Origin of the sequence: Povalibacter sp. (genome assembly GCF_036735925.1) — a bacterium.
Lineage (GTDB): Bacteria > Pseudomonadota > Gammaproteobacteria > Steroidobacterales > Steroidobacteraceae > Steroidobacter.
On the sequence record NZ_DAINNK010000007.1, the window covers coordinates 70,718 to 96,636 of the forward strand.

The 25,919-nt window shown below is 65.8% G+C and carries 19 protein-coding genes; 9 read left to right on the forward strand and 10 right to left on the reverse strand.

What is annotated here, in order from left to right:
* Window positions 1–6: 6 nt before the first annotated feature.
* Window positions 7–2,586, reverse strand: coding sequence for a hypothetical protein (locus V7D81_RS04135; protein ID WP_324314698.1), 2,580 nt, complete (start codon window positions 2,584–2,586; stop codon window positions 7–9).
* 211 nt (window positions 2,587–2,797) lie between these two features.
* On the opposite strand from V7D81_RS04135, the gene V7D81_RS04140 reads away from it, so the two are divergent.
* Window positions 2,798–4,549: a sensor histidine kinase gene (locus V7D81_RS04140; protein ID WP_324314700.1), complete on the forward strand. Its 1,752-nt coding sequence runs from the start codon at window positions 2,798–2,800 to the stop codon at window positions 4,547–4,549.
* Window positions 4,550–4,777: 228 nt separating this feature from the next.
* Here the strand turns inward: V7D81_RS04140 and V7D81_RS04145 are convergent, their stop codons facing one another.
* From V7D81_RS04145 to V7D81_RS04160, 4 genes are all read right to left on the reverse strand, one after another.
* On the reverse strand, window positions 4,778–5,854 hold the full coding sequence (locus tag V7D81_RS04145) for an OmpA family protein (RefSeq protein ID WP_324314701.1): 1,077 nt from the start codon (window positions 5,852–5,854) through the stop codon (window positions 4,778–4,780).
* 169 nt (window positions 5,855–6,023) lie between these two features.
* Complete coding sequence (gene hutG / locus V7D81_RS04150; protein WP_324314703.1) at window positions 6,024–6,812, reverse strand: N-formylglutamate deformylase; 789 nt, start codon at window positions 6,810–6,812, stop codon at window positions 6,024–6,026.
* A 231-nt stretch (window positions 6,813–7,043) separates the two neighbouring features.
* Window positions 7,044–8,735 (reverse strand): urocanate hydratase, encoded by a 1,692-nt coding sequence (gene hutU, locus V7D81_RS04155; protein ID WP_324314704.1) that lies wholly within the window; start codon window positions 8,733–8,735, stop codon window positions 7,044–7,046.
* A 222-nt stretch (window positions 8,736–8,957) separates the two neighbouring features.
* The gene (locus V7D81_RS04160; protein WP_324314706.1) at window positions 8,958–10,334 is read right to left on the reverse strand and encodes a formimidoylglutamate deiminase; all 1,377 of its coding nucleotides are present in this window, start codon (window positions 10,332–10,334) and stop codon (window positions 8,958–8,960) included.
* 23 nt (window positions 10,335–10,357) lie between these two features.
* Between V7D81_RS04160 and hutI the strand changes: the two genes are divergently transcribed.
* Window positions 10,358–11,617 (forward strand): imidazolonepropionase, encoded by a 1,260-nt coding sequence (gene hutI, locus V7D81_RS04165; RefSeq protein ID WP_324314707.1) that lies wholly within the window; start codon window positions 10,358–10,360, stop codon window positions 11,615–11,617.
* Between the two features lie 41 nt (window positions 11,618–11,658).
* Here the strand turns inward: hutI and V7D81_RS04170 are convergent, their stop codons facing one another.
* From V7D81_RS04170 to V7D81_RS04180, 3 genes are all read right to left on the reverse strand, one after another.
* A complete protein-coding gene (locus V7D81_RS04170) occupies window positions 11,659–12,366 on the reverse strand; it encodes an outer membrane beta-barrel protein (RefSeq protein ID WP_324314708.1) in 708 nt (235 codons plus the stop codon).
* A gap of 140 nt (window positions 12,367–12,506) precedes the next feature.
* A complete protein-coding gene (locus tag V7D81_RS04175; protein ID WP_324314710.1) occupies window positions 12,507–12,962 on the reverse strand; it encodes a DUF2214 family protein in 456 nt (151 codons plus the stop codon).
* 21 nt (window positions 12,963–12,983) lie between these two features.
* The gene (locus tag V7D81_RS04180; protein WP_324314711.1) at window positions 12,984–13,565 is read right to left on the reverse strand and encodes a superoxide dismutase family protein; all 582 of its coding nucleotides are present in this window, start codon (window positions 13,563–13,565) and stop codon (window positions 12,984–12,986) included.
* A 171-nt stretch (window positions 13,566–13,736) separates the two neighbouring features.
* Between V7D81_RS04180 and V7D81_RS04185 the strand changes: the two genes are divergently transcribed.
* The 4 genes from V7D81_RS04185 to V7D81_RS04200 all read left to right on the forward strand — a co-directional run bounded on the left by V7D81_RS04185 (window position 13,737) and on the right by V7D81_RS04200 (window position 18,424).
* Complete coding sequence (locus tag V7D81_RS04185) at window positions 13,737–14,516, forward strand: thioesterase family protein (protein ID WP_324314712.1); 780 nt, start codon at window positions 13,737–13,739, stop codon at window positions 14,514–14,516.
* Between the two features lie 206 nt (window positions 14,517–14,722).
* Window positions 14,723–16,573, forward strand: coding sequence for a DUF3604 domain-containing protein (locus tag V7D81_RS04190; protein ID WP_324314713.1), 1,851 nt, complete (start codon window positions 14,723–14,725; stop codon window positions 16,571–16,573).
* A complete protein-coding gene (locus V7D81_RS04195; protein WP_324314714.1) occupies window positions 16,570–17,430 on the forward strand; it encodes a peptidylprolyl isomerase in 861 nt (286 codons plus the stop codon). The genes V7D81_RS04190 and V7D81_RS04195 overlap by 4 nt, the downstream gene beginning before the upstream one ends.
* A gap of 1 nt (window position 17,431) precedes the next feature.
* Window positions 17,432–18,424, forward strand: coding sequence for a HupE/UreJ family protein (locus V7D81_RS04200; RefSeq protein WP_324314715.1), 993 nt, complete (start codon window positions 17,432–17,434; stop codon window positions 18,422–18,424).
* 7 nt (window positions 18,425–18,431) lie between these two features.
* Here V7D81_RS04200 and V7D81_RS04205 read toward each other — a convergent pair whose 3' ends face one another.
* Together V7D81_RS04205 and V7D81_RS04210 are read right to left on the reverse strand one after the other, a co-directional pair.
* Complete coding sequence (locus V7D81_RS04205) at window positions 18,432–18,659, reverse strand: hypothetical protein (protein ID WP_324314716.1); 228 nt, start codon at window positions 18,657–18,659, stop codon at window positions 18,432–18,434.
* Window positions 18,660–18,813: 154 nt separating this feature from the next.
* Window positions 18,814–20,934 (reverse strand): carboxypeptidase-like regulatory domain-containing protein, encoded by a 2,121-nt coding sequence (locus tag V7D81_RS04210; protein WP_324314717.1) that lies wholly within the window; start codon window positions 20,932–20,934, stop codon window positions 18,814–18,816.
* A 501-nt stretch (window positions 20,935–21,435) separates the two neighbouring features.
* Between V7D81_RS04210 and V7D81_RS04215 the strand changes: the two genes are divergently transcribed.
* The 3 genes from V7D81_RS04215 to V7D81_RS04225 form a co-directional block, all read left to right on the forward strand.
* Window positions 21,436–22,575, forward strand: coding sequence for an efflux RND transporter periplasmic adaptor subunit (locus tag V7D81_RS04215; RefSeq protein ID WP_324314718.1), 1,140 nt, complete (start codon window positions 21,436–21,438; stop codon window positions 22,573–22,575).
* 1 nt (window position 22,576) lies between these two features.
* Window positions 22,577–25,708 (forward strand): efflux RND transporter permease subunit, encoded by a 3,132-nt coding sequence (locus tag V7D81_RS04220; protein WP_324314720.1) that lies wholly within the window; start codon window positions 22,577–22,579, stop codon window positions 25,706–25,708.
* On the forward strand, window positions 25,705–25,919 hold a 215-nt coding region (locus V7D81_RS04225; RefSeq protein ID WP_324314722.1), incomplete at its 3' end, for a helix-turn-helix domain-containing protein. The genes V7D81_RS04220 and V7D81_RS04225, both read left to right, overlap by 4 nt.

Sequence of the window (25,919 nt, forward strand, 5' to 3'; positions counted from 1 at the left end):
TCCTTTTCAGATCGTCGCCAGGAACGCCGTCAGCGCCTGCTTGTCTTTCGCCGGCAGTCCTTCGCCGAAGCGATGCCCTTCGTTCTCCACGATCGCGGTGCAGGAGCTGTAGGCCTCGAGCAGGAAGGGACGGCGACGGATTTCGTCGACCATCGTCGCCGGATCCTTCATGACTTCGGCGCGCACTTCGTTCAGTGCCGTGAACAGTTGCGCGCCCTGCTGTTCGCCGAACTGCCCGTTCAGGCGCTGGCGCAGATCGTCCGGATGCAGCGCCGACATCGCGACGTCGCCGGCGAACTGCTTGTGCTGGAAATTGCCCAGCGCGCCGGCGGTCGCTCCTGCGGGAATGGTTACGGAGAAGCCCACGACCCGGCGCTCCTCCTTCCCATCCCACAGGCGCGGTCCGAATGAGATCGGTACGTCCTCGCTGAACCGCGTGATCTTGGGCACACGCTGATCCGGATTGAGCAGGTCGTGCATCGAGGCCTTGTAGAGGTCGAAGCGGCCCTTCACGCTCGGATCGAACTTCCAGCAGGCCGGCGTCTGCGCCGGATCGCGCGGTTTGCCGTCGGCTCCGACGTACGGCGAGCGATAGAAGTCGTTCGCGGCATTGGCAGGCGCGCCGCACAGCTCCGGCCCCAGCGCGTTGTTGTGCAGGAACGGCGCGTGCGCCCACAGGCTCAGCAGCGAGATGTTGCGGTAGTAGCCGCGCCCGCCGTCGTGCGGTTCGTGCAGGGCCTGATCGGGCGGCTGTGCGCGCAGCGTTTCCGAGCCGTATTCCTGCCAGACATGGTCCTTCATGTGATTCGAGTGCAGCGCGCGGCAACGGAACGTGCCGACGCCGCTGACGGGTGTGGCGCGATCGTTGCCCATCCAGTCGGCGCGCAAGCCGGTCTTCTCGTCGATGGCCAGGAAGTCGCGGTTGGCGAACGCGCCGCCCCTGGCTTCATCGATGCTCGAATGACAGCGCGCACAGTTCGCCGCGAATACCTCGCGACCGCGATCGACTGCGCCCGCACCGAACTCGCGCTCCAGATCGGCGACGAACGCAGCGGCGTCGTAGGTTGCGCCGGGCCTTTTCTTTTTCAGCTCGTTCTCGCGCGCCACCTGCAGATCCGTCGCATGCGTTTCCGCGGAGGTGAGGAAGTTCATGAGGTCCTGCAGCCGGTCCTCGATGGCGCGGAAGTTCGGACAGTCGCGCCGGCACTGGCCGATGTCGAAGGGCGACTGGCCGAAGTTGCGCTGCTGCGGATCGATCTGGCGCAGATCGGTCAGATGATTCACCCAGCACTGCTCGGAGCAGGAACCGATGTTGAAGTACACGCGCTGGATGGCTTCCAGCGCGCCGATCGAATCCTCGCCGCCCTTGAGGATGTGATGCACGGTCTCCGTCCGCGTGCTGCGCAGCCAGCACTTTCCATCGCGGCCGGGCTCGCACCAGCACGGCTCCTTCGCGCCGGCAGGACACTCGCCGACCTTGCGCCACTTGTTCACGACCTCGTTCTGGAACGTCGGCCGCTGATGGATGTTGATGAGGGCGTTGATGGTGCCCGGATTGTTGATCTGGTCCGTCGGCACCGCGGACGTGTCGGACGTGCCGGGACGGGCGTGCGAGAACACCTGGAATTCCAGCGCCGACGCCGTCATGCCGGAGCTGAGGATTTCCGAGATGCGCGTGTACTGGTTGCCGACGGCGCCTTTCAGATTGACCCACTGCGGATGCGCGGGATCGTCCGGCGGATTCAGCGGATCGAAGGCGATGTGACAGGAGCCGCAGGAAATGCCGATGAGGAACGGCGGTTCGATCGATCCGTCCGCGAGCCGGCTGACGTTCGAATCGCTGTTGGCGCGGTCGGTCGACAGCTTGCGGCCGTAACCCTCCCAGTTCGCGAGCGTGCCGTTCACTTCGAGCCAGCGCTTGCGATCGAAACGCGGATTGGGGAACTTGCGGATGCCGAGTGCGCCCGTCGACGTGCCGAACGCCAGATCACAGGACGACTGGCGCTGATCCTTCGTCGCGGAATGGACGTCGCCGGCATCGACGGCCGCATCCCGGAAATCGCACGCCGGATCGCGATAGTCGTTGCGGCCGACGGACTTCAGCAGTTGCTCGTCGCCCGGGCACCAGTCGAACCCGAAGGTTTCTTCCTGCGACCTTGCCGGACAGTCCTTGCTGCCGGGAACGCAACAACCGGGATCGTTGATGATGCCCCAGGCCGCAAAGCGATCGTCGCGCTCGTCGCTGCGCAGCACGCGGTACCAGTCGATGAGGACGCCGATGCGCTGCTGGAACGTATAGGTGTGAAAGCGCGCGTTGCCGGCGGTGGCCTTGTACCAGATCTCGCGGCCGGCCCGTTCCGACGGCGAGAGCGCGGCCTCTCCCAGATAGAAACCGGGATTGTCCAGCACGGGTGCGGAATGGTTCGAGGGCGAGGCGGCGTCCTGTTGCCCGGTCAACACCGCAGCGGTGCCTGACTGGGCATCGGCGGCAGCCAGGAACCGGTCGCCGGCGGAGTGGTTCAGCAGGGTCGCCAGCAGGAAGCTGGCCGAGATCAGGATGCCGCCAATGACTACGCCCTTCTCCATCGCTTGACTCCCCGTCCGTTCGTTCCGGCAACCCGTTCCGGATCCGCGCGCGTGTCGGCTCGTTGACGGCAGAGTAGTAGTCGCTCCCGGCGACTGTGACGTGGTCTTAGGTGCATCCGGCCCTTACGTGCCATGCGACGCGACGGGACGTGCGTCGCGCAATTGCGCACGCGCTTTGACGCGCTGCGCTGAATGACTTTACTGTCCGCGCATGGCGGCAAATCAATGGTTGACCGAACGCAAGATGCTGGCCGGCTTCATTGCCGGCGCCCTGTTTCTCCTCGGCACGCTCAGCGGGGCGTGGATGTCCGCCGCCGGTTTCGTCGACTCGGCCCGGCAGGCGCGCCGCTCGATGGAGAGCGTCACTCGCGTCGCCAGCCTGCGTGCTTCCTTCGGCGAATTCATGGAAGGCCAGTACGGATGGCTCGGCACGGGCGACCGGGCTTTCCTCGACGAGCGGAATGAAGCCGCCGAGTCGCTCGCGACCCTGAGCGACCGGTTGCTGCAGCGCATACCGGAAGCATCGGCGGACCGGCAGGCGAACGCCCGCGAACTCGTCGACGCGATCCGTGTCCAGGTCGTCGCGATGCAGGCGATCGACGCACCGGCGACGGCGGCGGCCCTGTCGCAGATGCGCGAGGGCTCGGCGCACGTGCGATCGCTGCTCGGCGCCGCACAGCAGAGCGAACAGGCGCTGTACGAGCGCGACATCGCCGCCGCGCGGACGTACCGGTTCTGGGTCCCCGTGACCCTGGTCGTCGCAGCATCGTCCATGCTGGCCGTGCTCGGTCTGCTGCTGTGGGGAATCCGTCGCCACTTCCACGAGCGCAAGGCGGCGGAACGCAATCTGGAGGCGGCCAACCAGCTGCTCGAATCGTTGCTGGAAAACATTCCGGCCATGGTGTTCGCCAAGGATGCGAAGGATCTGCGGTTCGTGCGCATCAACCGCCGCGGCGAATCGCTGCTGGGCATGCAACGCGAACATCTGCTCGGCAAGACCGACCGGGATCTCTTTCCGCCCGATCAGGCGGAACACTTCATCGACAAGGATCGCGAGACGCTCGCGCAGGGCGACGTCATCGACATCCCCGAAGAAGAGATCGACTCCGTCAGCCATGGCCGCCGCGTCCTGCACACGTTCAAGGTACCGATCCGCGACGAAAACGATCGCCCCATCCTGCTGCTCGGCATCTCGCTCGACATCACCGAACAGAAGGCCGCGGAGCGCCGCATCGTCGCGCTCAACGAGGAACTCATCCGCCAGGCGCAGCTGCTGCAATCGAGCAACCAGGAACTGGAAAGCTTCTGCTACTCCGTCTCGCACGATCTGCGCGCGCCGCTGCGTGCCATCAACGGTTATGCCCGACTGCTGGAACAGGACTACGGATCGCGTTTCGACGCCGAGGGCAACCGCTTCCTGCGCACCATCTGCACGGCCTGCGAACGCATGGCCCGGCTGATCGACGATCTGCTCGAATTCTCGCGCCTCGGCCGCCAGACGCTGCAGCTCGAACCGGTCGACATGACGTCCATGGTCAGCAAGGTCATCGACGACACCATGGAAGGCCGCGATACCCCGCCGCCGGCGATCGACGCGCGGCCGCTGCCGCCGGTGCATGGCGATCGCGGTCTTCTGCACCTGGTGTGGCTGAATCTGATCGACAACGCCGTCAAGTACACGACGGGCGTCGACTCGCCGCAGATCAGCATCGACGCACAGGTCAGCGGCGGCGAGGTGGTCTATTCCGTGACCGACAACGGCATCGGCTTCGACATGCAGTACGCGGACAAGCTCTTCGGCGTCTTCCAGCGCCTGCACTCCGATACGAAGTATCCCGGGACCGGCGTGGGCCTGGCCATCGCCCACCGCATCGTCGCGCGGCACGGCGGGCGCATCTGGGCCCGCAGCGAACCGGGCTGCGGCGCGACTTTCAGTTTCGCCATTCCTGCGAACGCGGGGTGAAGAGGTTTCACACGGAGGTCACGGAGGCCACGGAGAAGAGAAGAAGAAGTTTCCACGGGGGGAAGAAAGGGAACACAGGGAGCACGGGGAAAGAAAATTTCTGCTCCGAGACCCCGTGTTCCCCGTGTTCCCTTTCTTCCCCCCGTGGAAATTCTTCTTCCTCTTGCCTCTGTGCTCTCCGTGATCTCCGTGATCTCCGTGATCTCCGTGTGAAATCCTCTTCTCCTCTCACCGCATGTCGATATCGACGCGACGCGCCTCTTCGTCCGTGCCGGAGCCGGTGACGGAGCGCGGCGGATCCATGACGATGCGATCCTCGCTCACGCCTTCGCTGACCAGCGCCTGGCGCACGGCCTGTGCACGATTCCTGGCGAGTTCCAGATTCTGGTCCTGATCGCCCGTGCGATCCGTGTAGCCCGTGATGCCCACTGCACGCTCGGAATCCCGCGCGCTGCTCGCCACATTCGCGATGCGCTGGCGATCTTCGGCGTCGATGCTGGCGTCGCCGCTGTCGAAATAGACCTGCGCAGAATCGGCGGTCGCGACGCGCAGCCGTTCGGAGTCGCCGGGAACTTCGGCGATCTGCACTGCCCCGCCGGGCGCCTCCTGATGCTCGGCCGTGCGACTGACGAAGAACAGGACGCCGAATACCGCGATGCCGGCCGCGATGGCCCAAGGCAGCCAGCCCTTGTCGCGCGTCTTCTGCAGCGTTGCCGTACCGGCCGCGGTCCGGCCCGGCAACGACCCGAGCCAGGTATCGAGACTGCCGATGCCGAGCGCGCCCGCGATACGGTCATCCAGTCCGCCGCGTGCCAGCGAACTCTTCTGGCGTGCGAGCAGCGAGGCCAGCGCCGAAGCGTCGAGATCGTTGTTCGCCACGAACTTCCTGAGCATGCCGAACAGCAGCGGCGCCCCCAGCGACAGCAGGGTCAGCGCCGAGTTGGGCCGCACGCCGCTGGTGTCGGCGATCGCATTCGAGACCGCCGCGGTGCGCGGCCCGAATACCAGGCCGCTCAGCGATTCGCCGCTGGCCAGCAACGAGCCCAGCGTCCCGCGGTTCGCAAACATCCCGGCAAGCTTTCCGGCCAGTCCGGGATCGACGGTGTCGCTGGTGACGACGCGGAAGATCTCGCCCACACCGGCCGGCGAGGCGGTGCGCTGCATCACTCCAGCCAGCAGCGCGGGACCGGCGACGCGTACCGCCGCCCGCGTCGTGTCCTCCGATTCGCCGAGATAACTGCCGAGCTGCCGGATCAGCGGGCCGCCCAGCGTGGCATTGAACATGTCCAGGAGATCGGCATTCATGAGTCCCCCTTGCGCCCGATCGCGCGGGATCCGGCCGGGCGCCGGATCCGAGGGGGATTTTTCGGTCAAGCAGGTTGCGTCGTCAACAGTGGAAAGTCCGATCGGGGCGGCACGGCACCGGGTGTGCGAACGCACATCCGGCGCTGCGCGAGCACTATCGTGAGCGGCGTCAGTCGCTCGCGAGCTTCATGAATCGCTCCAGCAGGCTGCTGATGCGCGCGGCCGCAGCCGCGGCGCGGCCGGGCTCCCAGGCGCGGACGGGCTCGTCCATGTAGGTCCGCTGCGCGAGTTCGAGCTGCATGGCCCAGATGCGATCGGCGGGACGACCGTACGCCAGCGTGACATAGCCGCCCTTGAAACGTCCGTTGAGCACTGCCGAATGCTGGCCCTCCTCGAGGATCGAATGCAGCAGTGCCTGCGAGACGTGCTCCGGGCACGCCGCGTGATCGCGGGTACCGAAGTTGAACTCCGGCAACTCGCCGTCGAACAGCTCAGGCACGCGGCTGGCGATCGAATGCGCATCCCACAACAGCGCGTGACCGTGCTCGGAGCGGATGCGCCACAGCTCCTCGGCGATGCACTGGTGATAGGGATGCCAGTAACGCTCGATGCGATCCGCGACTTCCGCCGCGTCGGGCTCTGCCCCGGAACGGTAGATGGATTCGCCGTCGAACGTCTGCAGCGCGCACACGGGTGACGTCGGACTGGCGACATACAAGGCCGCGGAATCGGGCGAGCGATTCAGATCGACCACGTAGCGGGAATACGTCGCGGTGACGATGGACGCGCCCAGCCCGGCGGCAAAGTCGTACAGCCGGTCGACGTACCAGTCCGTATCCGGCAACGCACGTCCCGCCGCCGTGAAGCGCTGCGCGATTTCCTCGGGCACCGAGGTGCCGGCGTGGGGAACACTGATCAGCAGCGGCTGCGGACCGCGATGGAAACGGTAGGACTGCATCAAGATCGTCTCCTTTCGCACACGGAGATCACGGAGGACACGGAGATCAAGGCAAAGAAGAAGAGGAGTTTCCACGGGGGGAAAGAAAGGGAACATGGGGAGCACGGAGTCTCGGAACAGAAATTTTCTTTCCCCGTGTTCCCCGTGTTCCCATTCCTCCCCCGTGGAAATTCTTCCTTCTTGATCTCTGCTCCGTGGTCTCCGTGATCTCCGTGTGAAATCTTCTTCCCTTCAATCCCCGATCATCGGCAGGTTCAATCCGTTCTCGCGCGCGCACGCGACTGCTTCCTCGTATCCCGCATCGGCATGCCGTGCGACGCCGGTGGCGGGATCGTTCCAGAGCACGCGCTCGATGCGACGCGCGGCAGCTTCGCTGCCATCGCACACGATGACGACGCCGGCGTGCTGCGAGTAGCCCATACCCACGCCGCCGCCGTGGTGCAGCGATACCCAGGTCGCGCCGCTCGCGGTATTGAGCAGTGCATTGAGCAACGGCCAGTCGGACACCGCATCCGAACCGTCCTTCATGCTCTCGGTCTCGCGGTTCGGGCTCGCGACCGAACCGGAGTCGAGATGATCGCGGCCGATGACGATCGGCGCCTTGAGTTCGCCCGACGCCACCATCTCGTTGAAGGCGAGCCCCAGGCGATGGCGCTGCCCGAGCCCGACCCAGCAGATGCGCGCCGGCAGTCCCTGGAACCGGATACGTTCGCGCGCCATGTCGAGCCAGCGATGCAGATGCGGATCGTCGGGAATCAGTTCCTTCACTTTCGCATCGGTGCGATGGATGTCCTCGGGATCGCCGGACAATGCAACCCAACGGAACGGCCCGACACCGCGACAGAACAGCGGCCGGATGTACGCGGGCACGAAACCGGGAAAATCGAAGGCGTTCGCCACGCCCGCATCGAGAGCAACCTGGCGGATGTTGTTGCCGTAGTCGAAGACCGGAATGCCGCGCCGGTGATAGCCGAGCATGGCCTTCACATGCTCCGCCGCCGACGCACGCGCGGCGGCGACCACGGTGTCCGGATCGCGCGCACGCAGGTCGATCCATCTGTCGACCGTCCAGCCGAGCGGCAGGTAGCCATTGACCAGATCGTGCGCCGAGGTCTGGTCGGTGACCGCATGCGGACGCACGTCGCGACGCAGCAGATCGGGAACGATCTCGGCCGCGTTGCCCAGCACACCGACCGACACGGGATCGCCGGTGAGTTCGGCATTGGCGAGAATCTGCAACGCGGCCTCGACGTTCGGTGCCTGCACATCGAGATAGCGCGTATCGAGCCGCTTCTGGATGCGGCTCTGCTGGCACTCGATGCACAGGATGCTCGCGCCCGCCATCGTTGCCGCCAGCGGCTGCGCCCCGCCCATGCCGCCGAGTCCCGCGGTGAGAATCCACTTGCCGCGGAGATTGCCGTCGAAATGCCGCCGGCCCATTTCGACGAACGTCTCGTGCGTGCCCTGCACGATGCCCTGGCTGCCGATGTAGATCCACGATCCGGCCGTCATCTGCCCGAACATCATCAGCCCGCGCCGGTCGAGTTCGTTGAAGTGTTCCCACGTCGCCCACTTCGGCACGAGGTTCGAATTCGCGAGCAGCACGCGCGGCGCATCCTCGTGCGTGCGAAACACGCCCACCGGTTTGCCCGACTGGATCAGCAGCGTTTCATCGGATTTCAGCGCACGCAGCGTCTCGACGATGCGATCGAAACATTCCCAGTTGCGCGCCGCGCGGCCGATGCCGCCGTAGACGACGAGTTCGTCGGGATTCTCCGCCACCTCGGGATCGAGGTTGTTCATCAGCATCCGCAGCGGCGCTTCCGTGAGCCAGCTGCGCGCGGACTTCTGCGTACCCCGCGGCGCGCGTACCGGCCGCGCTCCCGGAAACCGATCCGACGCTGGCAGACTCCGCGCATTCATGATGCCGATCCTCGACGCTACGGTGTCAGCCGATGTTCCTGCGGTGCGGGTTGTATGGCAAGGGAGAGTCGGATTGGTACGCAAAGGGCGCAAGGAAGAACGCAAAAAAGCACAAAAGATTCTTTCAAGGAGGGGAATCTCCGCCTTCATTCCTTCCGACATCCATCAGTCTCTTGCTTGCGCCTTTTGCGTTCTTCCTTGCGCCCTTTGCGTACCAATCTCCTAATCCTTCAATGCCAGCACCGCACGCCGATAGCCGGCAGCGATGGTGTCCTCGGCGAAGTGACGGCCGTCCTGCACGACCCAGCGGCCGCCGGCCATGACGTCGCGGATGGGATTGGGTTGGCCGGAGAAGAGGAACGTGTCGAGGATGGCATCGCCGGTGCGGGCGAACAGCGCCGGCGAATCGAGATCGAGGACGACGATGTCGGCGCGGGCGCCAAGGCGCAGCGAGCCGACATTACGGCCACAGGCTTGTGCGCCGCCGCTGCAGGCGAGATCCCACAGGCGCGCGCCCGTGGAAGTTTCGTCATCGGCCAGGACATTGCGTTCGCATCGCAGCAGGCGCGACTGGTATTCGAGCCAGCGCAGTTCTTCCACCGGCGAGACGGAGATGTGACTGTCGGAGCCGATGGCCATCACGCCCTGCGCATCGAGGAAGCGCGGCAGGTCGAAGATGCCATCGCCCAGGTTCGCCTCGGTCGTCGGGCACAACACGACGCTCGCGCGGCTGCGTGCGATGGCGTCCTGCTCCGTATGGGTCGCATGCGTTGCATGTACGAGGCACCAGCGCTCGTCGACTGGCGCCTGTTCGAGCAGCCACTCGATGGGGCGCCGGCCGCGATGGCGCAGGCACTCGCTCACTTCCCGTTCCTGTTCGGCGATATGGAGGTGTATCGGACACGCGGGTCGCGACGACAGCGCATCCAGCACTTCGCGCAATCGTTCCGGCGGCACGGCCCGCAGGCTGTGAAATGCCACGCCGACGGTGATCTGCGCAGCGTCGCGCGGTCTTGCACACAACGCATCGAACAGTTGCAGGAACTGCGGCGCATCGAGAACGAACTGGCGCTGCCGCGCCGTCGGTGGCGCGGCGCCGAAATCGGACGTGCAGTACAGAGTGGGCAGCAGGGTCAGGCCGATGCCGGCGGCGACGGCTGCATCGATCACGGCATGCGCCATGACGCCGCGCTCGGCGTAGGGAGAACCATCCGGCCGATGATGCAGGTAGTGAAATTCGCAGACCGTCGTATACCCGGCCTTCAGCATCTCCGCATACAGCTGCGCGGCAATGGCGTTGAGATGTTCCGGCGTCATGCGGCGCGCGAGTTCGTACATGGTTTCGCGCCAGGTCCAGAAACTGTCGTGATCGCCGGTGCGACACTCGGCGAGCCCCGCCATCGCCCGCTGGAAGGCATGACTGTGACCATTCGGCATGCCGGGCAATGCGGCGCCGGCCACTGCGATCGCTTCAGTCGTCGTATCGCCGGGCTGCAGCGCAACGATGTTGCCGTCTGCGCCGATACCGATGACGACATTCTCCCGCCAGCCTTCGGCAAGCCTCGCCTGCGCGAAGCGAAAGTGCGTTCGTGGCAGCATGCCGAAAGTATATGCTCGGCCTCATGAGCGCGCCCGCCGAGCCACTGCATGTCTGGGATCGCGTGTGGATCGGGATCGATCTCGCGACCATGGATGCCGCGACCGACAGCATCGGCCACATCGACGATGGCGCGCTGGCGATCCGCGACGGTCGCATCGCGTGGCTCGGAACGCGTGCCGAGCTGGATCGGCTGCGATGGTCGGCCGCGACCATCTCGCCGGGCGAAGGATTGTGGATGACGCCCGGTCTGATCGAATGTCACACGCATCTCGTGCACGCCGGCGATCGGGCCAGTGAATTCGAAGCACGACTGCGCGGCGCCACGTACGAAGAGATCGCACGCGCCGGCGGCGGCATCGTCTCGACCATGCGTGCCACGCGCGCGGCGGACGTCGACCAGCTCTTCGCCGATTCGCTGCCGCGGGCGGAGAGCTTCGCGCGCGAAGGCGTGACGACGCTCGAGATCAAATCCGGCTACGGCCTCGACGTCGACAACGAACTGAAGATGCTGCAGGTCGGCCGGCTGCTGGGCGAGCGGCTCGGCATTTCCGTCGTCAACACCTTCCTCGGCGCGCATGCGCTGCCGCCGGAGTACGCCGGTCGACAGGATGAATACGTGCGCCTCGTTACGGAAGAAATGCTTCCCGCCATGGCCGGTGCCGGACTCGCGGACGCCGTCGATGCCTATCACGAACGCATCGCGTTCACGCGCGAACAGACTGAGCAGATCTTTTCGCGCGCTGCGCAGTTGGGACTGCCGCTGCGCCTGCACGCCGACCAGCTCAGCGATTGCGGCGGCGGTGCACTGGCCGCGCATCATCGCGCGCTGTCGGCGGACCACCTGGAATACAGCTCGGACGAATCCATCGAACGCATGGCGCAAGCCGGCGTCGTCGCGGGACTCTTGCCCGGCGCGTTCTATTTCCTGCGCGAGAAACAGTTGCCGCCGATCGAACGCATGCGCGCGCTCGGTGTTGCGATGGCCGTGTCGAGCGACTGCAATCCCGGCACCGCGCCCATGGCATCGCTGCTCACGGCGATGAACATGGCCTGCGTGCTGTTCCGCATGACGCCGACGGAAGTACTGCACGGCGTGACGCGCCATGCAGCGAAGGCGCTGGGGCTGTCGCACGATCGCGGCGTGCTGCGCGTGGGGATGCGGGCGGATCTGGCGATCTGGCGGCTGCGTCATCCGCAGCAACTGTGTGCGGAGATCGGCGGACACCGGCCGGTGGAGGTCGTGGTTTCCGCCTGTGGGGCCGGCTTCAGCCGGCCTTCTTAAGGAGTCAGGCTGAAGCCTGACCTACAGGAAGATTCAGGAATTCAGAAGGTCACGGTGAAGCCCAGGCTCACCACGTCCACATCCGATTCGCCCCAGAGATCCTTGTTGCCCAGGTCGAAGATGCGCTGGTATTCGAGTCGCAGCGCATAGATCTCTGCAACGGTGAAACTGGCGCCGACGCCCACGATCCAGTCGACGTCCGAATCCGAGTCGGAACCGAGATTCACGCGGTCGACCTCATCGTAGACGGATCCGGAAATCTCGCTGGAGGAGAACAGCACGCCGCCCCGCGCGTAGAGTTCGGTGCGATAGCTCAGCGGCAGGATGCCCAGCGCCGAGAGCATGATTCCCGATTCCTCGACATTCAGCGTCTGGCCCAGTGCCGCATCGAACGTGTCTTCGCTGTCGGGATCGGAAAAGAACCCCGTACTCTGGTCCCGATACCGGTACTTGCCGAGGTCGACATACCCCGCTTCGAACGCCAGATTCCTCAGCCAGCGATAACCGCCGAGGAAGCCGTAGCCGGAATCCTTCTCGTCCAGCGTGAAGCTGGACGTTTCGGGGGTGAAGAAGAACGAGTCGTAGACGTTGAACGCAATCTGGCCGAACGGCTCCGCATCGAGGCTGGTTTTCGTCTGCCCGTAGAACCCGCCGATGTAGAACCCTCGCTCCGCAGCCGCGGCGGTAAAGGATGCAAACAGCGATGCCAGGAGGACGATGCCGGTCGCGCCGATCGATCCGTTCTTCATGTTCAGCCCCTTCGTTGTATGCGTCGCGGGAGACGACCCACGGCGATCAATATAGCAAGCAGCCGCTTCAGTCTCGCAACCTCATGCTGAACGCCAGCAGGACGGGCGCGCAGCGAATCAGCCTGGACGAGCCTGCACGATCAACCGATGAAGCCGATGCCGCGCGCCATCAGCGCCGCACACAGCATGATGACGATCATCAGCAGCAGCTGGACATGGATGACCGTGCGGATCGAGCGGCGCTTCGCGCCGCTGAAATCCGGCAGGCGCTGCTCGCGCACGGCCTTGCGCCAGGACAGGAACTCGCGGGTCGGCTGGATCGACAGCAGGCCCGCGATGACGAACAGCGACAGCTTGATCAGAAAAGGCGCGCTGCCGAAGTAATAGGCAGCGCCCTTTTCGGTGTGGAACACCCGACCGAACCCGACCACCAGCAGCACCAGCGCCGAGATGCCGTAGGCCGCATCCATGCGCATCAGCGAACGCGCGGAGTTCATGTCGAGTTCGCCGCGCGTCAGGACCATCTCGACCATCAGGGCGCCGAACAGGACGAATGCCGCCGCGTGATGCAGGAACGCCATGAATGCAGACAGCATGCGTACTGAAGTCCTTGCTGGTTATTTGATGATCCCGCAGGCGATGCGATTGCCGGAATCGCCGGATGGCTGCGAGGTGTAGTCGTCCGCCTTCTCGTGAACGATGATCGACTTGCCGACGACATCGTCGGCCTGACCCGTACGCAGCGTCAAGCCGGAGACATGGATGTCCACTTCGGCGGCGCCTTCGCCATCGGCCGTCACATTCGGAATGTCGCCGAGATGATGACTGGCGCCGGCAGGATCGCCGTGCGGCTGCTGGGTGGGATTGAAGTGAGCGCCGGCACTGCTCGCATCGGGCGCACTGCAGTCGCCGTTCTCGTGGACGTGGAAACCGTGAGTCGAACCCGGCGTCAGTCCCTTGATCGACCCGTTGATGTGAATGCCGTCGTCCATGGGCGAGAGCATCAGGGTGCCGGAAACACCGTTGCCCTGGGTTGCTTTCAGCTCGGCGACCGCGCCCACGGCCGATTGCTCTTGCGCGGGCGTCGGGGTTTGCGCTGCAGGCGGCGGGGCAGCCGGCTCGTTGGTCATGGTGTCGGGCGATTGGCGACTGCAGGCTGCAGCGCATACGAACAGGGAAGCGATGAGGATCGGGCGCATGGTCAGTTCTCCGTCGACGGTTGCCTGCCCTATCAATCCCTGAAGGCCCGATCCGTTCCGCGCCCGCCGTCGTCTCCGCGGATGCAGTGTCGGAATCGACGCACGCCGGCGCCCCTGAATCGGCGCGCTTTCGCTCATACTCGACTCATCGACATCCGGCACTGACGACGCATGAACCCGCTCTATCGCATCGACGACGGCCTCGCCCATACCGATCCTTCCGCCGCGGGACCGTGGAGTCCGGACATGCAGCACGGCGGCGCGCCGGCCTCGCTGGTCGCGTGGGCGGCGGAGAACATCGCGACGCGCGAGCCGATGCGCGTCGCACGCATCACGATCGACCTGCTGCGGCCGGTGCCGATCGCGCCGCTGCAGATCCGCAGCGAAGTCGTACGCGAAGGCCGCAAGATCCAGTTGTGCGCCATCTCGCTGCTCGCCGGCGGCGTCGAAGTGACGCGCGCGAGCGTCCTGAAGATCCGCGCCGACGAACCGCCATTGCCGGAGCACCTGGGATACGAACGCATCGAGCTGCCCGGACCGGAGGCCGGCACCGCACCGACCGACCTGCTCGGCGGCAACCACGAGGCCTTCATTCACGGCATGTCGCTGCGCATGGTGCGCGGCGGCTTCCGTCAGCCTGGACCGGGCGCCATCTGGTTCCGCGCGGACCGGCCGGTGGTCGCCGGCGTACCGCTTTCGCCGCTGATGCGCGCCGCGATGGCCAGCGACTTCTGCAACGGCGTGTCCTCGGTGCTGGATTTCAACGCCTGGACCTTCATCAACGCGGACCTGACGATCAGCCTCGCCCGCATGCCGGTCGGCGAATGGATCCTGCTGGATGCGCAGACCTGGCTCGGCGATCTGGGCGCCGGCCTGGCGTTCGCGAAACTCGGCGACGAACGCGGCTACTTCGGCCGCGCGATCCAGAGCATGGTGATCGAGAAGCGCTAGCCGGCCTGGCCGGCCCTTTCCCTTACTACGGATATCAGCCAGCGGGCCTTGGGGTTCAGCCTTCGGCCACGCGGCCCTGCGACCGCGCGATTGCAACAATCAGCAGGAAATCAGCGGAGCGCGGCATGCGGAACCTCGGTCGTGTATGGATTCTGACTATCGGCAGCTGCTGTGTCTGGACAGGCATTGCCGACGCCCAGGTCGCCGTGTCGTCCGATATCGGCGAAGTGCGGCCGGCGGATGCCGCCCGCTTCTACAAGAAGCCGGGCTATTCGCCCTATGCCGGCAGGCAACTGCCATCCAGGCCACTCTGGGGCGATGAGCACGTTCACACGAGCTGGTCCGCCGACGCGGGGATGTCGGGCGCGACCCTGACCCCGGAAGACGCATTGCGATTCGCACGCGGCGAAGAAGTGGTCGCCACCAGCGGCCAGCCGGTCCGGTTGTCGCGCCCGCTGGACTGGGTCGCGATCACCGATCACTCCGACGGCATGGGAACGATCAGCGAATTGAAGACCGGCAATCCCGAGCTGATGGCCGACAGCACGCTGCGACGCTGGCGCGACATGATGAATTCGGGACCGGACGGTGCGGCGAAAGCCATGTTCGAACTGATCGCGGCCCAGTCCAACAAGAAGCTGCCGCCGCCGCTCACCGATCCCAAATTCGCGACCAGCATCTGGAGTCGCAGCACCGCCATCATGGAGAAGTTCAACGATCCCGGCCGGTTCACCGCGTTCATCGCCTTCGAGTGGACGTCCAACGCCGGCGGCGGCAACAACCTGCATCGCAACGTCATCTACCGCGATGGCAAGGACCTGGCGGACAAGGTGCTGCCGGTGACGACCTTCGCCAGCGAGAATCCCGAGGATCTGTGGAAATGGATGGCCGACTGGGAAAAGACCACCGGCGGCCGGCTGCTGGCGATTCCGCACAACGGCAACCTCTCGAACGGCCGCATGTTCGAGCTGCAGACCTTTCTCGGCGGGCCCATGACCAGGGAGTGGGCGGAGCTACGGCAGCCCTGGGAACCGCTGTTCGAGGCGATCCAGATGAAGGGCCAGAGCGAGTCGCATCCGTCGCTGTCGACCACCGACGAGTTCGCGGTCGGCTACGAACTGTGGGATCGCGGCAATCTCAATCTCGTGCCCAAGAAGCCCGGCATGATCGAGCACGAGTACCTGCGCCAGGCGCTCAAGGACGGACTGAAGGCGGAACAGGATCTCGGCGCCAATCCCTTCAAGTACGGCATGGCCGCAGGCACCGACACTCACAATGGACTCACCGCCGCCGAGGAAGACAATTTCTACGGCAAGTTCGTCGCCTCCGAGCCGCGGGACGATCGCTGGAACGAAGACGCGATGAAATTCGGCGATCGCGTGGTGAAGGGCTGGGAGATGACCGCGGCCGGCTACACCGGCGTGTGGGCGCTCGAGAACACGCGCGCCTCGATCTGGGATGCCATGAAACGCCGCGAGACCTATGCGACGAGCGGTCCGCGCATGGTCGTGCGCTTCTTCGGCGGTTACGACTTCGTGCCCTTCGATGCGCGTTCGCGCAATCCCGCCATCATGGGCTACACCAAGGGCGTGCCGATGGGCGCGGACCTGCCGAAGGCGCCGCCGGGCAAGTCGCCGACCTTCCTGCTGGCCGCGGCCAAGGATCCGCTCGGCGGCAATCTCGATCGCATCCAGGTGATCAAGGGCTGGCTCGACCGGAACGGACAGCTGCAGGAGAGGATCTTCGATGTGGTCTGGGGCGATGCCGACCGGCGCAAGCCGGATGCCGCCGGCAGAGTGCCGCCCGTCGGCAATACCGTGGATCTCGCCACCGCGAGCTGGAGCAATTCGATCGGCGATCCGGAACTGATCGTCGTGTGGACCGATCCGCAGTTCGATCCATCGCTGCGGGCTTTCTACTACGCGCGCGTTCTGGAAATTCCGACGCCCCGCTGGACCGCGTATGACGCGGCGTACTTCAGGGTGAAGATCGATCCGAAGGTGCCGGTGATCACGCAGGAGCGCGCGTTCACCTCGCCCATCTGGTACACGCCGTGAAGCGGTGGCTGCGCGAGCCGCTGCTGCATTTCCTGCTGCTGGCGGTGTGTGCCTTCGCGTTGTACGGCTGGGTATCGACGGGCCCCGCGCCCCGCGACGGGATCGTCGTTTCGGCCGCGCAGGTGGAAAACCTCGTCGCCACCTTCGAGCGCACCTGGCAACGCCCGCCCTCCGCCGCCGAGCTGCAGCACCTGATCGACCGCCACGTGCGCGACGAGGTGATGTATCGCGAAGGCGTGGCGCTCGGGCTCGACGCGGACGATGTCGTGATCCGGCGGCGGGTGCAGCAGAAAATGCAGTTCCTGATGGAGAGCGACGAAATGACTGCGCCGACCGAGGCGCAGTTGCAGGCCTATCTGTCGGCGAACCCGGATCGCTATCGCACGCTGCCCCGCTACAGCTTCACGCAGGTCTTCATCGATCTTCGCCGGCATCCCGACGCGCAACGACATGCGCGCGAGGTACTGCAGACGCTGACCCGTTCGACCGGCGCAGAAAGCGCCGCGCACGGCGACGCTACGCTGCTGCCGGTACGCTTCGAGGACACCGATACCGCGGAGATCGACCGCACGATCGGCGCAGACTTCACTGCGCAATTGCAACCGCTCGCACTGGATACGTGGCACGGACCGCTGCGCTCGAGCTACGGCCTGCATCTGGTGCTCATCACGGCGAAGCAGCCGGCGTTGCCGGCATCGTTCGACGAGGTGCGCGATGTCCTGGCGCGCGACTGGAGCGACGAACAGCGCCGGCTGTCCGATGAGCGCGGCTATCGGGCAATGCGCGAGCGGTATTCCGTTCGCGTCGATCTGCCGCAGCGGCAGCGGCTCGCCGATGCGGCAACGCCCGGGAACTGACGTGCGAACCGTGCTGCGCCTGGCGCTCCTGCTGCTCGCGGCCTGCGTCGGGCAGGCTCATGCGGATGTGTTCCGTCCCGCCTATCTCGAACTGACCGAACTCGGCGCGGGCGACTATGCGGCCGTCTGGAAAGTGCCCACGCTCGGCGATGCACGTCTCGCACTGACGGTGCATCTGCCATCCGATACGAGTAATGCTTCCGAACCGCGACGCGAGCTGATCCGTGGCGCCCTGCTGGAACGCTGGCAGGTGCGGACGCTCCACGGCCTCGCCGGGCGCGACATCCGGATCGACGGACTGCAGGGAACGCAGGCGGAGGTGCTGGTGCGTGTGATCCGGCTCGATGGATCCACGCAGGTGGAACGACTGACGCCGTCGCGCACGTCCTTCACCGTGAACAGTGCACCCGGCGCACTGAATGTCGCAGGGACTTACCTGGTCCTGGGAATCCAGCACATTCTCGAAGGCATCGACCATCTGCTGTTCGTGCTGGCCCTGCTGCTGATCGTGCGCGGCGTGCGCCGGATTCTGGTCACGATCACCGCGTTCACCGTCGCGCACAGCATCACGCTGGTGGCGGCGACGCTGGGCTTCATTCACGTACCGGGACCGCCCGTCGAGGTGTCGATCGCCCTGAGCATCGTGTTCCTTGCCCGCGAGGTCGTCATGACGGCGCGCGGCAGACCGGGCGTGACCGAACGCTGGCCATGGATCGTGGCGTTCGTTTTCGGATTGCTGCACGGACTCGGCTTCGCCGGCGCGCTGGCGGAGGTGGGCCTGCCGCCGCGCGCCATTCCGGTCGCCCTGCTGTTCTTCAATGTCGGTGTGGAGATCGGCCAGTTGATCTTCGTCGGCGTTGCGTTGTCGGTGATGGCGCTGGCGCGCCGCTACATGGCGGGCTCCGTCGTCAACGTCAGGCTGGCGGCGAGCTATGCGATCGGCACGATCGCGACGCTGTGGACGGTCGAACGCGTCGCGGCGTTCTGGAGCTGACGCACGGTCAGCTCGTTCCCTTGTCCTCTGCGTCACGCGAGCGGCGCGCTTTCTCCTCCTCTTCCCGGCGCTCGCGACGGATCGTCATGATCACCGAGCCCATCGCCACGCCGATCACGGCGATCATGGCGGCCATGAGGAACACGAGTCCGCCGGCGAGGCGATGTGCCTCGTAGAGTCCGAAGGCGAGACCGATGGGGGTGGTGACGAGCAGCAGCGGCTTGGCGATTTTCATCGTGCAAGGATACTGCCTCTTCTTCCCTGTAGGTCAGGCCTCAGCCTGACTCTCGAAGGCCGGCTAAAGCCGGCCCCACAGGAAGATCAAAGACAGGACCCACAAGACAGGGGCGCTTGCGCGCCCCTTCCCGTTCTTCCGCAAGTCGCGCCGATCAGCGCTGCTTTGCGCCGCGCAGCAACTCGCGCTGCTTCGTGACTTTCGCACCGCCCTTGATCTTGGCGCTCACGTCGGCCGGAGCCTGGGAGAACGGCTCGTAGTCGTAGTAGCGCACGAGATAGGTCGGGGACGTGTCATCCGCCGCCGTCGACACATCATCCGGCGCCGAGTGACGGATCTCCAGCCAGTACACGCGGCCGTCATCGTTCGCTACGATCGGAATGATGCGGCGTTCGTCGATCACCACGCAGGTGGCGCTGGCTGCGCAGTTGTTGAACTGCCGCGCCACCGTGTCGTACGTGCGCTTCACCACCACTTCCACGCCGACCGGACCTTCCGCGATGCTCCAGCGGAAGGTCACGGACGCATCGAGCACCACCTCGTTGTTTGCGTTGATCGAGTCGACTTCCTGGGCACCCGTGCCGTCCGCGTCGAAGCGCAGGCGGAAACCGCCGAGGCGCGCATCGTTCACGGTCTCGTCGCCCTTGCCGAACTGGTAGAAGCGACCCACCACGTCTTCCGCGGTGAATTCCACGGCGTACTCGGGATCGGCGAACACCGATGCGCCGGCGCCCATGAAGACGCCGTCCGAACCGTCGTTGCCCACGCGTACTTCCCAGAAGATGTCGCTGGCGAGTGCGTCGATGTCGCGGAACGACAGGTACTCGGCGCTCCAGCCGTCGAACTCGGCGTGGAAGATCTTGCCGGTCTCTTCCGGACCGCCGTCGGCATTCATCTCCCACGTGAAGTCCTGACCGGTGAGCAGCGCACGACCGGTGCCGTCGGCATTGATCTCCGCGACATCGGCGATGACCGCCTGCTGCGTGCTGTCCCAGACATAGATCGTCTGGGCATTGCCCTTCAGCTCTTCGACATCGATGACCTGGAAGTTGTCCATCGACAGCACCGTGCGCGCCACGGTCGAGGTCTGCGGGCCGTCCAGCGACGCACATGCCGCATCCTGGTAGTCGATCGTGGCGGTCTGCGTGATCGCCACCGAGTTCGCGCTCAGGAACGTGATCTGCGCGCCCGGCGTGGAGTACTGCGCGAGGTACTGCTTGAGCACGCCGCCGCAGGTCACCGTGTCCCAGCTTTCCGTGACGATGGGCTGCGCATACGTGACTTCGATCGTCGAACCGTTCAGCTCCCACGTGAAACTCTGGTCATACGTCTCGCCGCTCTCCGAGCCCGTACCGTTCTCGTACAGATCGAAGTGCGCGATACGCCCGGTGTAGTTGAACGTGAACAGCGCATCGGTCGAGAGCATCGCCGTCGTGAAACCCTCGTTGTCGAGATGGCGCTGCAGCGTGCCGTCGTTCTGGGTCAGCTCCGGATCCTGCGCGATGGCCACCTGCGCCGCGGCAAAGGCGCCAGGGCTGTTCGTGTAGACCTGGTTGATGAATTCCTGACGCGCAGCCGGGCTGCTCGCCAGCGCCAGGATCGACGTCGCGCCCGCCGGCAGCGGATGGTTGTCCGCATCGTCGACCGCCAGCTTGATGGCCGCAGCCAGGTCCAGCACGTCCTGCGCATTGACCCGCGAGGCTGCGGCGTTGAGCGCCGTTTCGCTGGTGATGGCCTGACCGCCGTTCGCCTGCTGCAGGAACACGGCCTGCGCCGTGCTGACGTTGGTGATCTGGGTGACGAAACTCTCGGTGCTCTCCAGCGTGTCGTCATCGCCCGCGGCGGACAGCAGCGTCTGGAACGATCCGGCCAGCGAGGTGAACTCGACGAAGGACTGGTCGCCCACGCCCCTGGCGTTCAGCGTCACGAAATCGCCCGCGTTCGCTTCCTCGATTTCGATTTCGAGGCTGTATGAACCGTCAGCGCCCGCCGTCGTGGTGAACGACTGCGAACCCACGGTGGCCGTCACTTCCGCATTCGGAATCGGCTCATCGGTGACTTTACCCGTCAGCGTCAGACCCACCATCGCCGGAGGAGGAGGAGGAGGAGGAGGAGGAGGAGGCGGTGGCGATGGCGGCTGCTGGGTACCCGACGGTGGCGTAGGCGAATCGTCGTCGCTGCCGCCGCACGCAGTCAGCTGGCTTGCCACCAGTATCAGCGCAATGACGGCGCCGAGCCGGGCGGGCCGGCCTGCGGGCTCATACGGTTTCATCACTCGATCTCTCCTGCAAAGTGAACGTTGTCGCGAGGGATGCACGAGCGCGTCGTGCAGTGCGGCGCGAACCTAGTGAGGCACGCGGCCGCGCGCATACCCCAAATTGGATAGGCGCGGCATTGCGATCGGGATCTGTGATGAGTCGCTCAGAGCGCAGGTGATCTGTGCACACATCGCGTCCGCCGCTGTGTGAAATCGCGCGCAGTCGCGCCGCGGGCGGGTCGCGTCGCGATCGCAGCAAGGCGCTGCGTGCGCGTGCGCTGGATCACACGGGCAATGTATCGACGCGGAAACGACCGTCATTCCGTTTTCGCGCGGGTGCCGGGACGACCGGGCCTTCCCCGCAATCAGCCTTCATCCAACGGATGAATGCCGGCGAGACGTACGCACCGGCCTTCACCCGCAAGGGCTCCGCCTTCGTCTCGACCCGGCAAGTGCTGCTGCCTGTTCGTGTAGCGATTGCTACACTAAGCCGCTTCTTCCGTCGTCGAGCTGCACTCCGTGCGATACCCCTCCTGCCTGCGCGCTTCCTTCCTCTGCCTGTTTCTGATCGCCAGCCTTGCCGCCTGCGGCAAGGCCGGCAACGAGCATCCGAACGGCCCGGTACCCGTTTCGACGCTGACCGTCAGCGAACGCACCGTGCCGCTCACCCTCGAAGCCGTCGGCCGCACCGAAGGCGCCAAGGAAGTCGAAATCCGGGCGCGCGTGTCCGGAATCATCGAAAAACGTTTGTATTCCGAAGGCGCGTTCGTGAAAGCCGGCGCACCGCTGTTCCAGATCGAGCGCGCGCCGTTCGAAATCGCGCTGGCGCAGGCGAAGGCCGATGCCGACCAGGCCACCGCGACGCGCGATCAGTCGCGACGCGAAGCCGACCGGGTGGCGGGGCTGTACAAGAATTCCGCGGTGAGCCAGCGCGTCGCGGAGGAAGCGGAGACTTCCTCCCGCTCGGCGCAGGCCGCTTACGATGCGGCGCAGGCGCGCGTGCGCGAGGCGCAGCTCAATCTTTCCTACACGTCGGTCACGGCGCCGATCAGCGGCGTGACCGGCCGCGCATTGCATTCGGAAGGCAGCCTCGTCACGGCCAATACGGAATCGAGTCTGCTGACCACGGTGTCGCAGACCAATCCGGTGTGGGTGCGCTTCGCGCTGTCCGAAGCGGAACATGCCGGCCTGCGGCACGCGCAGGCCGCGGGCGACATTCCGGTCGAACTGGTGCTCGCCGACGGCCAGCCTTACGAAGCCCGCGGACGGCTGAACTTCGCCGGCTCCACCGTCGATCGCCAGCTCGGCACGGTGCAGCTGCGCGCCGAATTTCCGAATCCGAAGCTGGAAATCCTCCCCGGACAGTTCGCCACCGTGCGTGTCGCGGCCGGCACGCGCCGCGTCGTCGCGGTGCCGCAGTCCGCCGTCGTACAGGGCGGTCAGGGACGCTACGTCTGGATGGTCGATGCGCAGAGCAAGGCGACGCAGCGACCTGTCGAAACCGGCGCATGGACGGGCAGCGACTGGATCATCACCAGCGGCCTGGTGCCCGGCGACACCGTGATCGTCGACAACCTGATGAAGCTGAATCCGGGCGTCGCACTGACGGTCACGGCCGCCGGCGATGCGTCCGTGAACACCGTCTCGGCAGCGCGCTGACATGTTCTCCCGATTCTTCATCGATCGCCCGGTGCTGGCCGGTGTCGTCGCGATCGTCATCGTGATTGCCGGCCTGGTCGCGAGTTTCACGCTGCCGCTGGCGCAGTATCCGGAGATCGCACCGCCGACCGTCGTCATCAACGCGAGCTATCCCGGCGCCAGCGCCGAGACCATCGCCCAGACGGTGGCCGCGCCGATCGAGGAAAAGCTGTCCGGCGTGGAGCACCTGCTGTACTTCAACTCCTCCGCCTCCTCCACCGGCGATCTGACGATCACGGCGACCTTCGATGTCGGCACCGACGTCGACACCGCCGTCTTCAACGTCAACAACCGCGTACAGCTCGCCACGCCGCGCCTGCCGGACGACGTGCGTCGCAACGGCGTGACGGTGCAGAAGCGTTCGTCCGACATCCTGCTGATCATCGCGCTGGTCTCGCCCGACAAGAGCCGCGACACGCTGTTCCTGTCCAACTTCGCCACCATCTCGCTGGTCGACGAACTCAAGCGCGTGCCCGGCATCGCCGACGTCACCGTGCTCGGCGCGCGCGACTACTCGATGCGCATCTGGCTGCGGCCCGATCGGCTCGCGCAGCTCGGCGTGACGGTAACGGACGTCGCCAACGCCCTGCGCGCGCAGAACGCGCAGTACGCCGCCGGCAAGATCGGCGCGGAGCCCGCGCTGCCCGGGCAGGAACTGGTCTATACGGTGACGGCGCGCGGCCGGCTGGCGCAGCCCGAAGAGTTCGGCGAAATTGTCATCCGCGCGGACGCCGGTGATGGCGCGCTGCGTCTGAAGGACGTCGCGCGCATCGAACTGGGCGCGCAGACCTACGACACCATCAACACGCTGAACGGCAGCCCCGCCGTCAGCATGGCCACCTTCCTGCAATCGGGCGGCAATGCGCTCGACGTGGCGCAGGCGATCCGCGCGCGCATGGAGGAGCTGAAGCCCACCTTCCCGCCGGGCGTGGAATTCCTGACACCGTTCGATCCGACGCGCTACGTCGAAGCGTCCATCAGCGAAGTCACCAAGACCATCGCCGAGGCCGGCGTGCTGGTGATCCTGGTCGTGTATCTGTTCCTGCAGACCTGGCGCGCGACGCTGATCCCGATCATCGCGGTGCCGGTGTCGCTGATCGGCACGTTCGCGGGGCTGTGGCTCGCCGGCTTCTCGATCAATACGCTGACGCTGTTTGCGATGGTGCTGGCGATCGGCATCGTGGTCGACGATGCCATCGTGGTGCTGGAGAACGTCGAGCGCCTGATGCGCGAGAAGAACATGTCGCCGCTCGCCGCCGCCATCGAGGCGATGCATGAAGTCTCCAGCGCCATCATCGCCATCGTGCTGGTGCTGTGCGCGGTGTTCGTGCCGGTCGCCTTCCTCACCGGCATCGCCGGCCAGCTCTATCGCCAGTTCGCCGTCACGGTCGCCATCGCGGTGGTGATCTCGGGATTCGTCGCGCTGACGCTGACGCCGACGCTGTGCGCCGTGCTGCTGCGCGAGGCGAATCACGATTCGAAGTGGTTCCGCTGGTTCAATCGCGCCTTCGACGCGACGACGCGCCGCTTCCTCTGGGGCGTCGATCGCGCACTCGCGCACCGCAACCGTTCGCTCGCGATCTTCGGCGGCGTGCTGCTGCTGATCGGCCTGCTGTTCTGGCGCATCCCGGGCAGTTTCGTGCCGCCGGAAGACCAGGGCTACCTGCTCGGCAACGTGCAGCTTCCCGACGGCGCCAGCCTGCAGCGCACGGATCATGCGACGGCGCAGTTCCAGCGCATGATGGAAAACAAGGAGGCGCTCGACTACGCCATCATCATCAACGGCATGGACTTCGTCGGCGGCGGCAACAAGACCAGCGCCGCCACCATCTTCCTGCCGCTCAAGCGCTGGAACGAACGCGACATCACCGCCACGCAGTTCGCCAGCCAGATCAGCGGCGAGGCGTCCGCGATCCGCGAGGCGCGCATCAACATCCTGAATCCGCCGGCGATCCGCGGGCTGGGCTCGGCCGGCGGCTTCGAGGTCTACGTGCAGTCGCGCACCGGTGCGACTGCGGCGCAGCTCGCGGAAGCGCAGCAGAAATTCCAGGCGGGCCTCGAAGCCGATCCGCGCCTGCGCGACATCAAGTCGTTCTTCCGGCCGAACGTGCCGCAGCTGCGCGTCGAGGTGGATCGCGAAAAGGCGATGGCGCTCGGCGTGCCGGTCAGCGACGTGTTCGATGCGCTGCAGTCGACGATGGGTTCGCTGTATGTCAACGACTTCAATGTCTACGGCCGCACGTTCCGCGTGCAGATGCAGGCGGAGGCGCCGTTCCGCAACGATCCCGAAGACCTGGGCAATGTCTACGTCCGCTCGCAGAGCAGCGGCGCGATGATCCCGCTCAAGGCGCTCATGCAGGTCACCGAGGTGACGGGACCGGAGCAGCTCGAACGCTTCAACGGCTTCATCGCGGCGAAGGTGGTCGGCAACGGCCGGCCCGGCGTGAGCTCGGGCGAAGCGATTCGCGCCGTCGAGGAAGTCGCGCAGGCCACGCTGCCGGAGGGTTACCAGATCGCGTGGACCGGCCAGGCGTATCAGGAAAAGCGCACGGGCACGGCGTCGGTGTTCGCCTTTGCCTTCGCCATCGTGATGGTGTTCCTGATTCTCGCGGGCCTGTACGGCCGCTGGCTGCTGCCGATCTCGGTGCTGCTCGCGGTGCCGTTCGCCGTGCTCGGCGGGCTCGGCTTCGTGGCGCTGCGCGGCATGGAGAACGACATCTACTTCCAGATCGGGCTGGTCGTGCTCATCGGCCTGTCGGCGAAGAACGCCATCCTGATCGTGGAGTTCGCGCAGCGCGCCTATCTCGAAGGCAAGTCGGCGTTCGATGCGGCCGTGGAAGCGGCGCGCCTGAGATTCCGGCCGATCGTCATGACTTCGCTCGCCTTCGTGCTCGGGGTCGTGCCGCTGGTTCTCGCCACGGGCGCCGGCGCCGCGGCACGCCAGTCGATGGGTACGGGCGTCTTCGGCGGCATGCTGATCGCGACCTTCATTGCCCCGGTCTTCATCCCGCTGTTCTTCGTGCTCGTGTCGCGCGCCCGCAAGGCACCGCACGCCGCCCCGGAAGCCGTATCGACGACCGGCGAACACGCATGAGCGCCACGGCACGCAACACGCGCGCACTGCAGCTCGCTGCCCGCCGCGAGCAGTTCCTCGCCGCCGCGGAGCGCATGTTCCTCAAGGAAGGCTTCGCCAAGACCAGCGTCAACGCCATCGTGCGCGAGGCCGGCGGCTCGCTGGCGACGCTGTATGCCGAGTTCGGCACCAAGGAAGCGCTGTTCGAATCGGTGCTGAGCCAGCGCGCCGC

What these genes read in the sequence shown, in the direction of transcription:
- V7D81_RS04220 (WP_324314720.1), top strand. Translation starts at nt 22,577, where the DNA reads ATGTTCTCCCGATTCTTCATCGATCGCCCGGTGCTGGCCGGTGTCGTC.
- V7D81_RS04160 (WP_324314706.1), bottom strand. Translation starts at nt 10,334, where the DNA reads ATGCTGCCACGAACGCACTTTCGCTTCGCGCAGGCGAGGCTTGCCGAA.
- V7D81_RS04175 (WP_324314710.1), bottom strand. Translation starts at nt 12,962, where the DNA reads ATGCTGTCTGCATTCATGGCGTTCCTGCATCACGCGGCGGCATTCGTC.
- V7D81_RS04140 (WP_324314700.1), top strand. Translation starts at nt 2,798, where the DNA reads ATGGCGGCAAATCAATGGTTGACCGAACGCAAGATGCTGGCCGGCTTC.
- hutI (WP_324314707.1), top strand. Translation starts at nt 10,358, where the DNA reads ATGAGCGCGCCCGCCGAGCCACTGCATGTCTGGGATCGCGTGTGGATC.
- hutU (WP_324314704.1), bottom strand. Translation starts at nt 8,735, where the DNA reads ATGAATGCGCGGAGTCTGCCAGCGTCGGATCGGTTTCCGGGAGCGCGG.
- V7D81_RS04135 (WP_324314698.1), bottom strand. Translation starts at nt 2,586, where the DNA reads ATGGAGAAGGGCGTAGTCATTGGCGGCATCCTGATCTCGGCCAGCTTC.
- V7D81_RS04145 (WP_324314701.1), bottom strand. Translation starts at nt 5,854, where the DNA reads ATGAATGCCGATCTCCTGGACATGTTCAATGCCACGCTGGGCGGCCCG.
- hutG (WP_324314703.1), bottom strand. Translation starts at nt 6,812, where the DNA reads ATGCAGTCCTACCGTTTCCATCGCGGTCCGCAGCCGCTGCTGATCAGT.
- V7D81_RS04170 (WP_324314708.1), bottom strand. Translation starts at nt 12,366, where the DNA reads ATGAAGAACGGATCGATCGGCGCGACCGGCATCGTCCTCCTGGCATCG.
- V7D81_RS04205 (WP_324314716.1), bottom strand. Translation starts at nt 18,659, where the DNA reads ATGAAAATCGCCAAGCCGCTGCTGCTCGTCACCACCCCCATCGGTCTC.
- V7D81_RS04180 (WP_324314711.1), bottom strand. Translation starts at nt 13,565, where the DNA reads ATGCGCCCGATCCTCATCGCTTCCCTGTTCGTATGCGCTGCAGCCTGC.
- V7D81_RS04185 (WP_324314712.1), top strand. Translation starts at nt 13,737, where the DNA reads ATGAACCCGCTCTATCGCATCGACGACGGCCTCGCCCATACCGATCCT.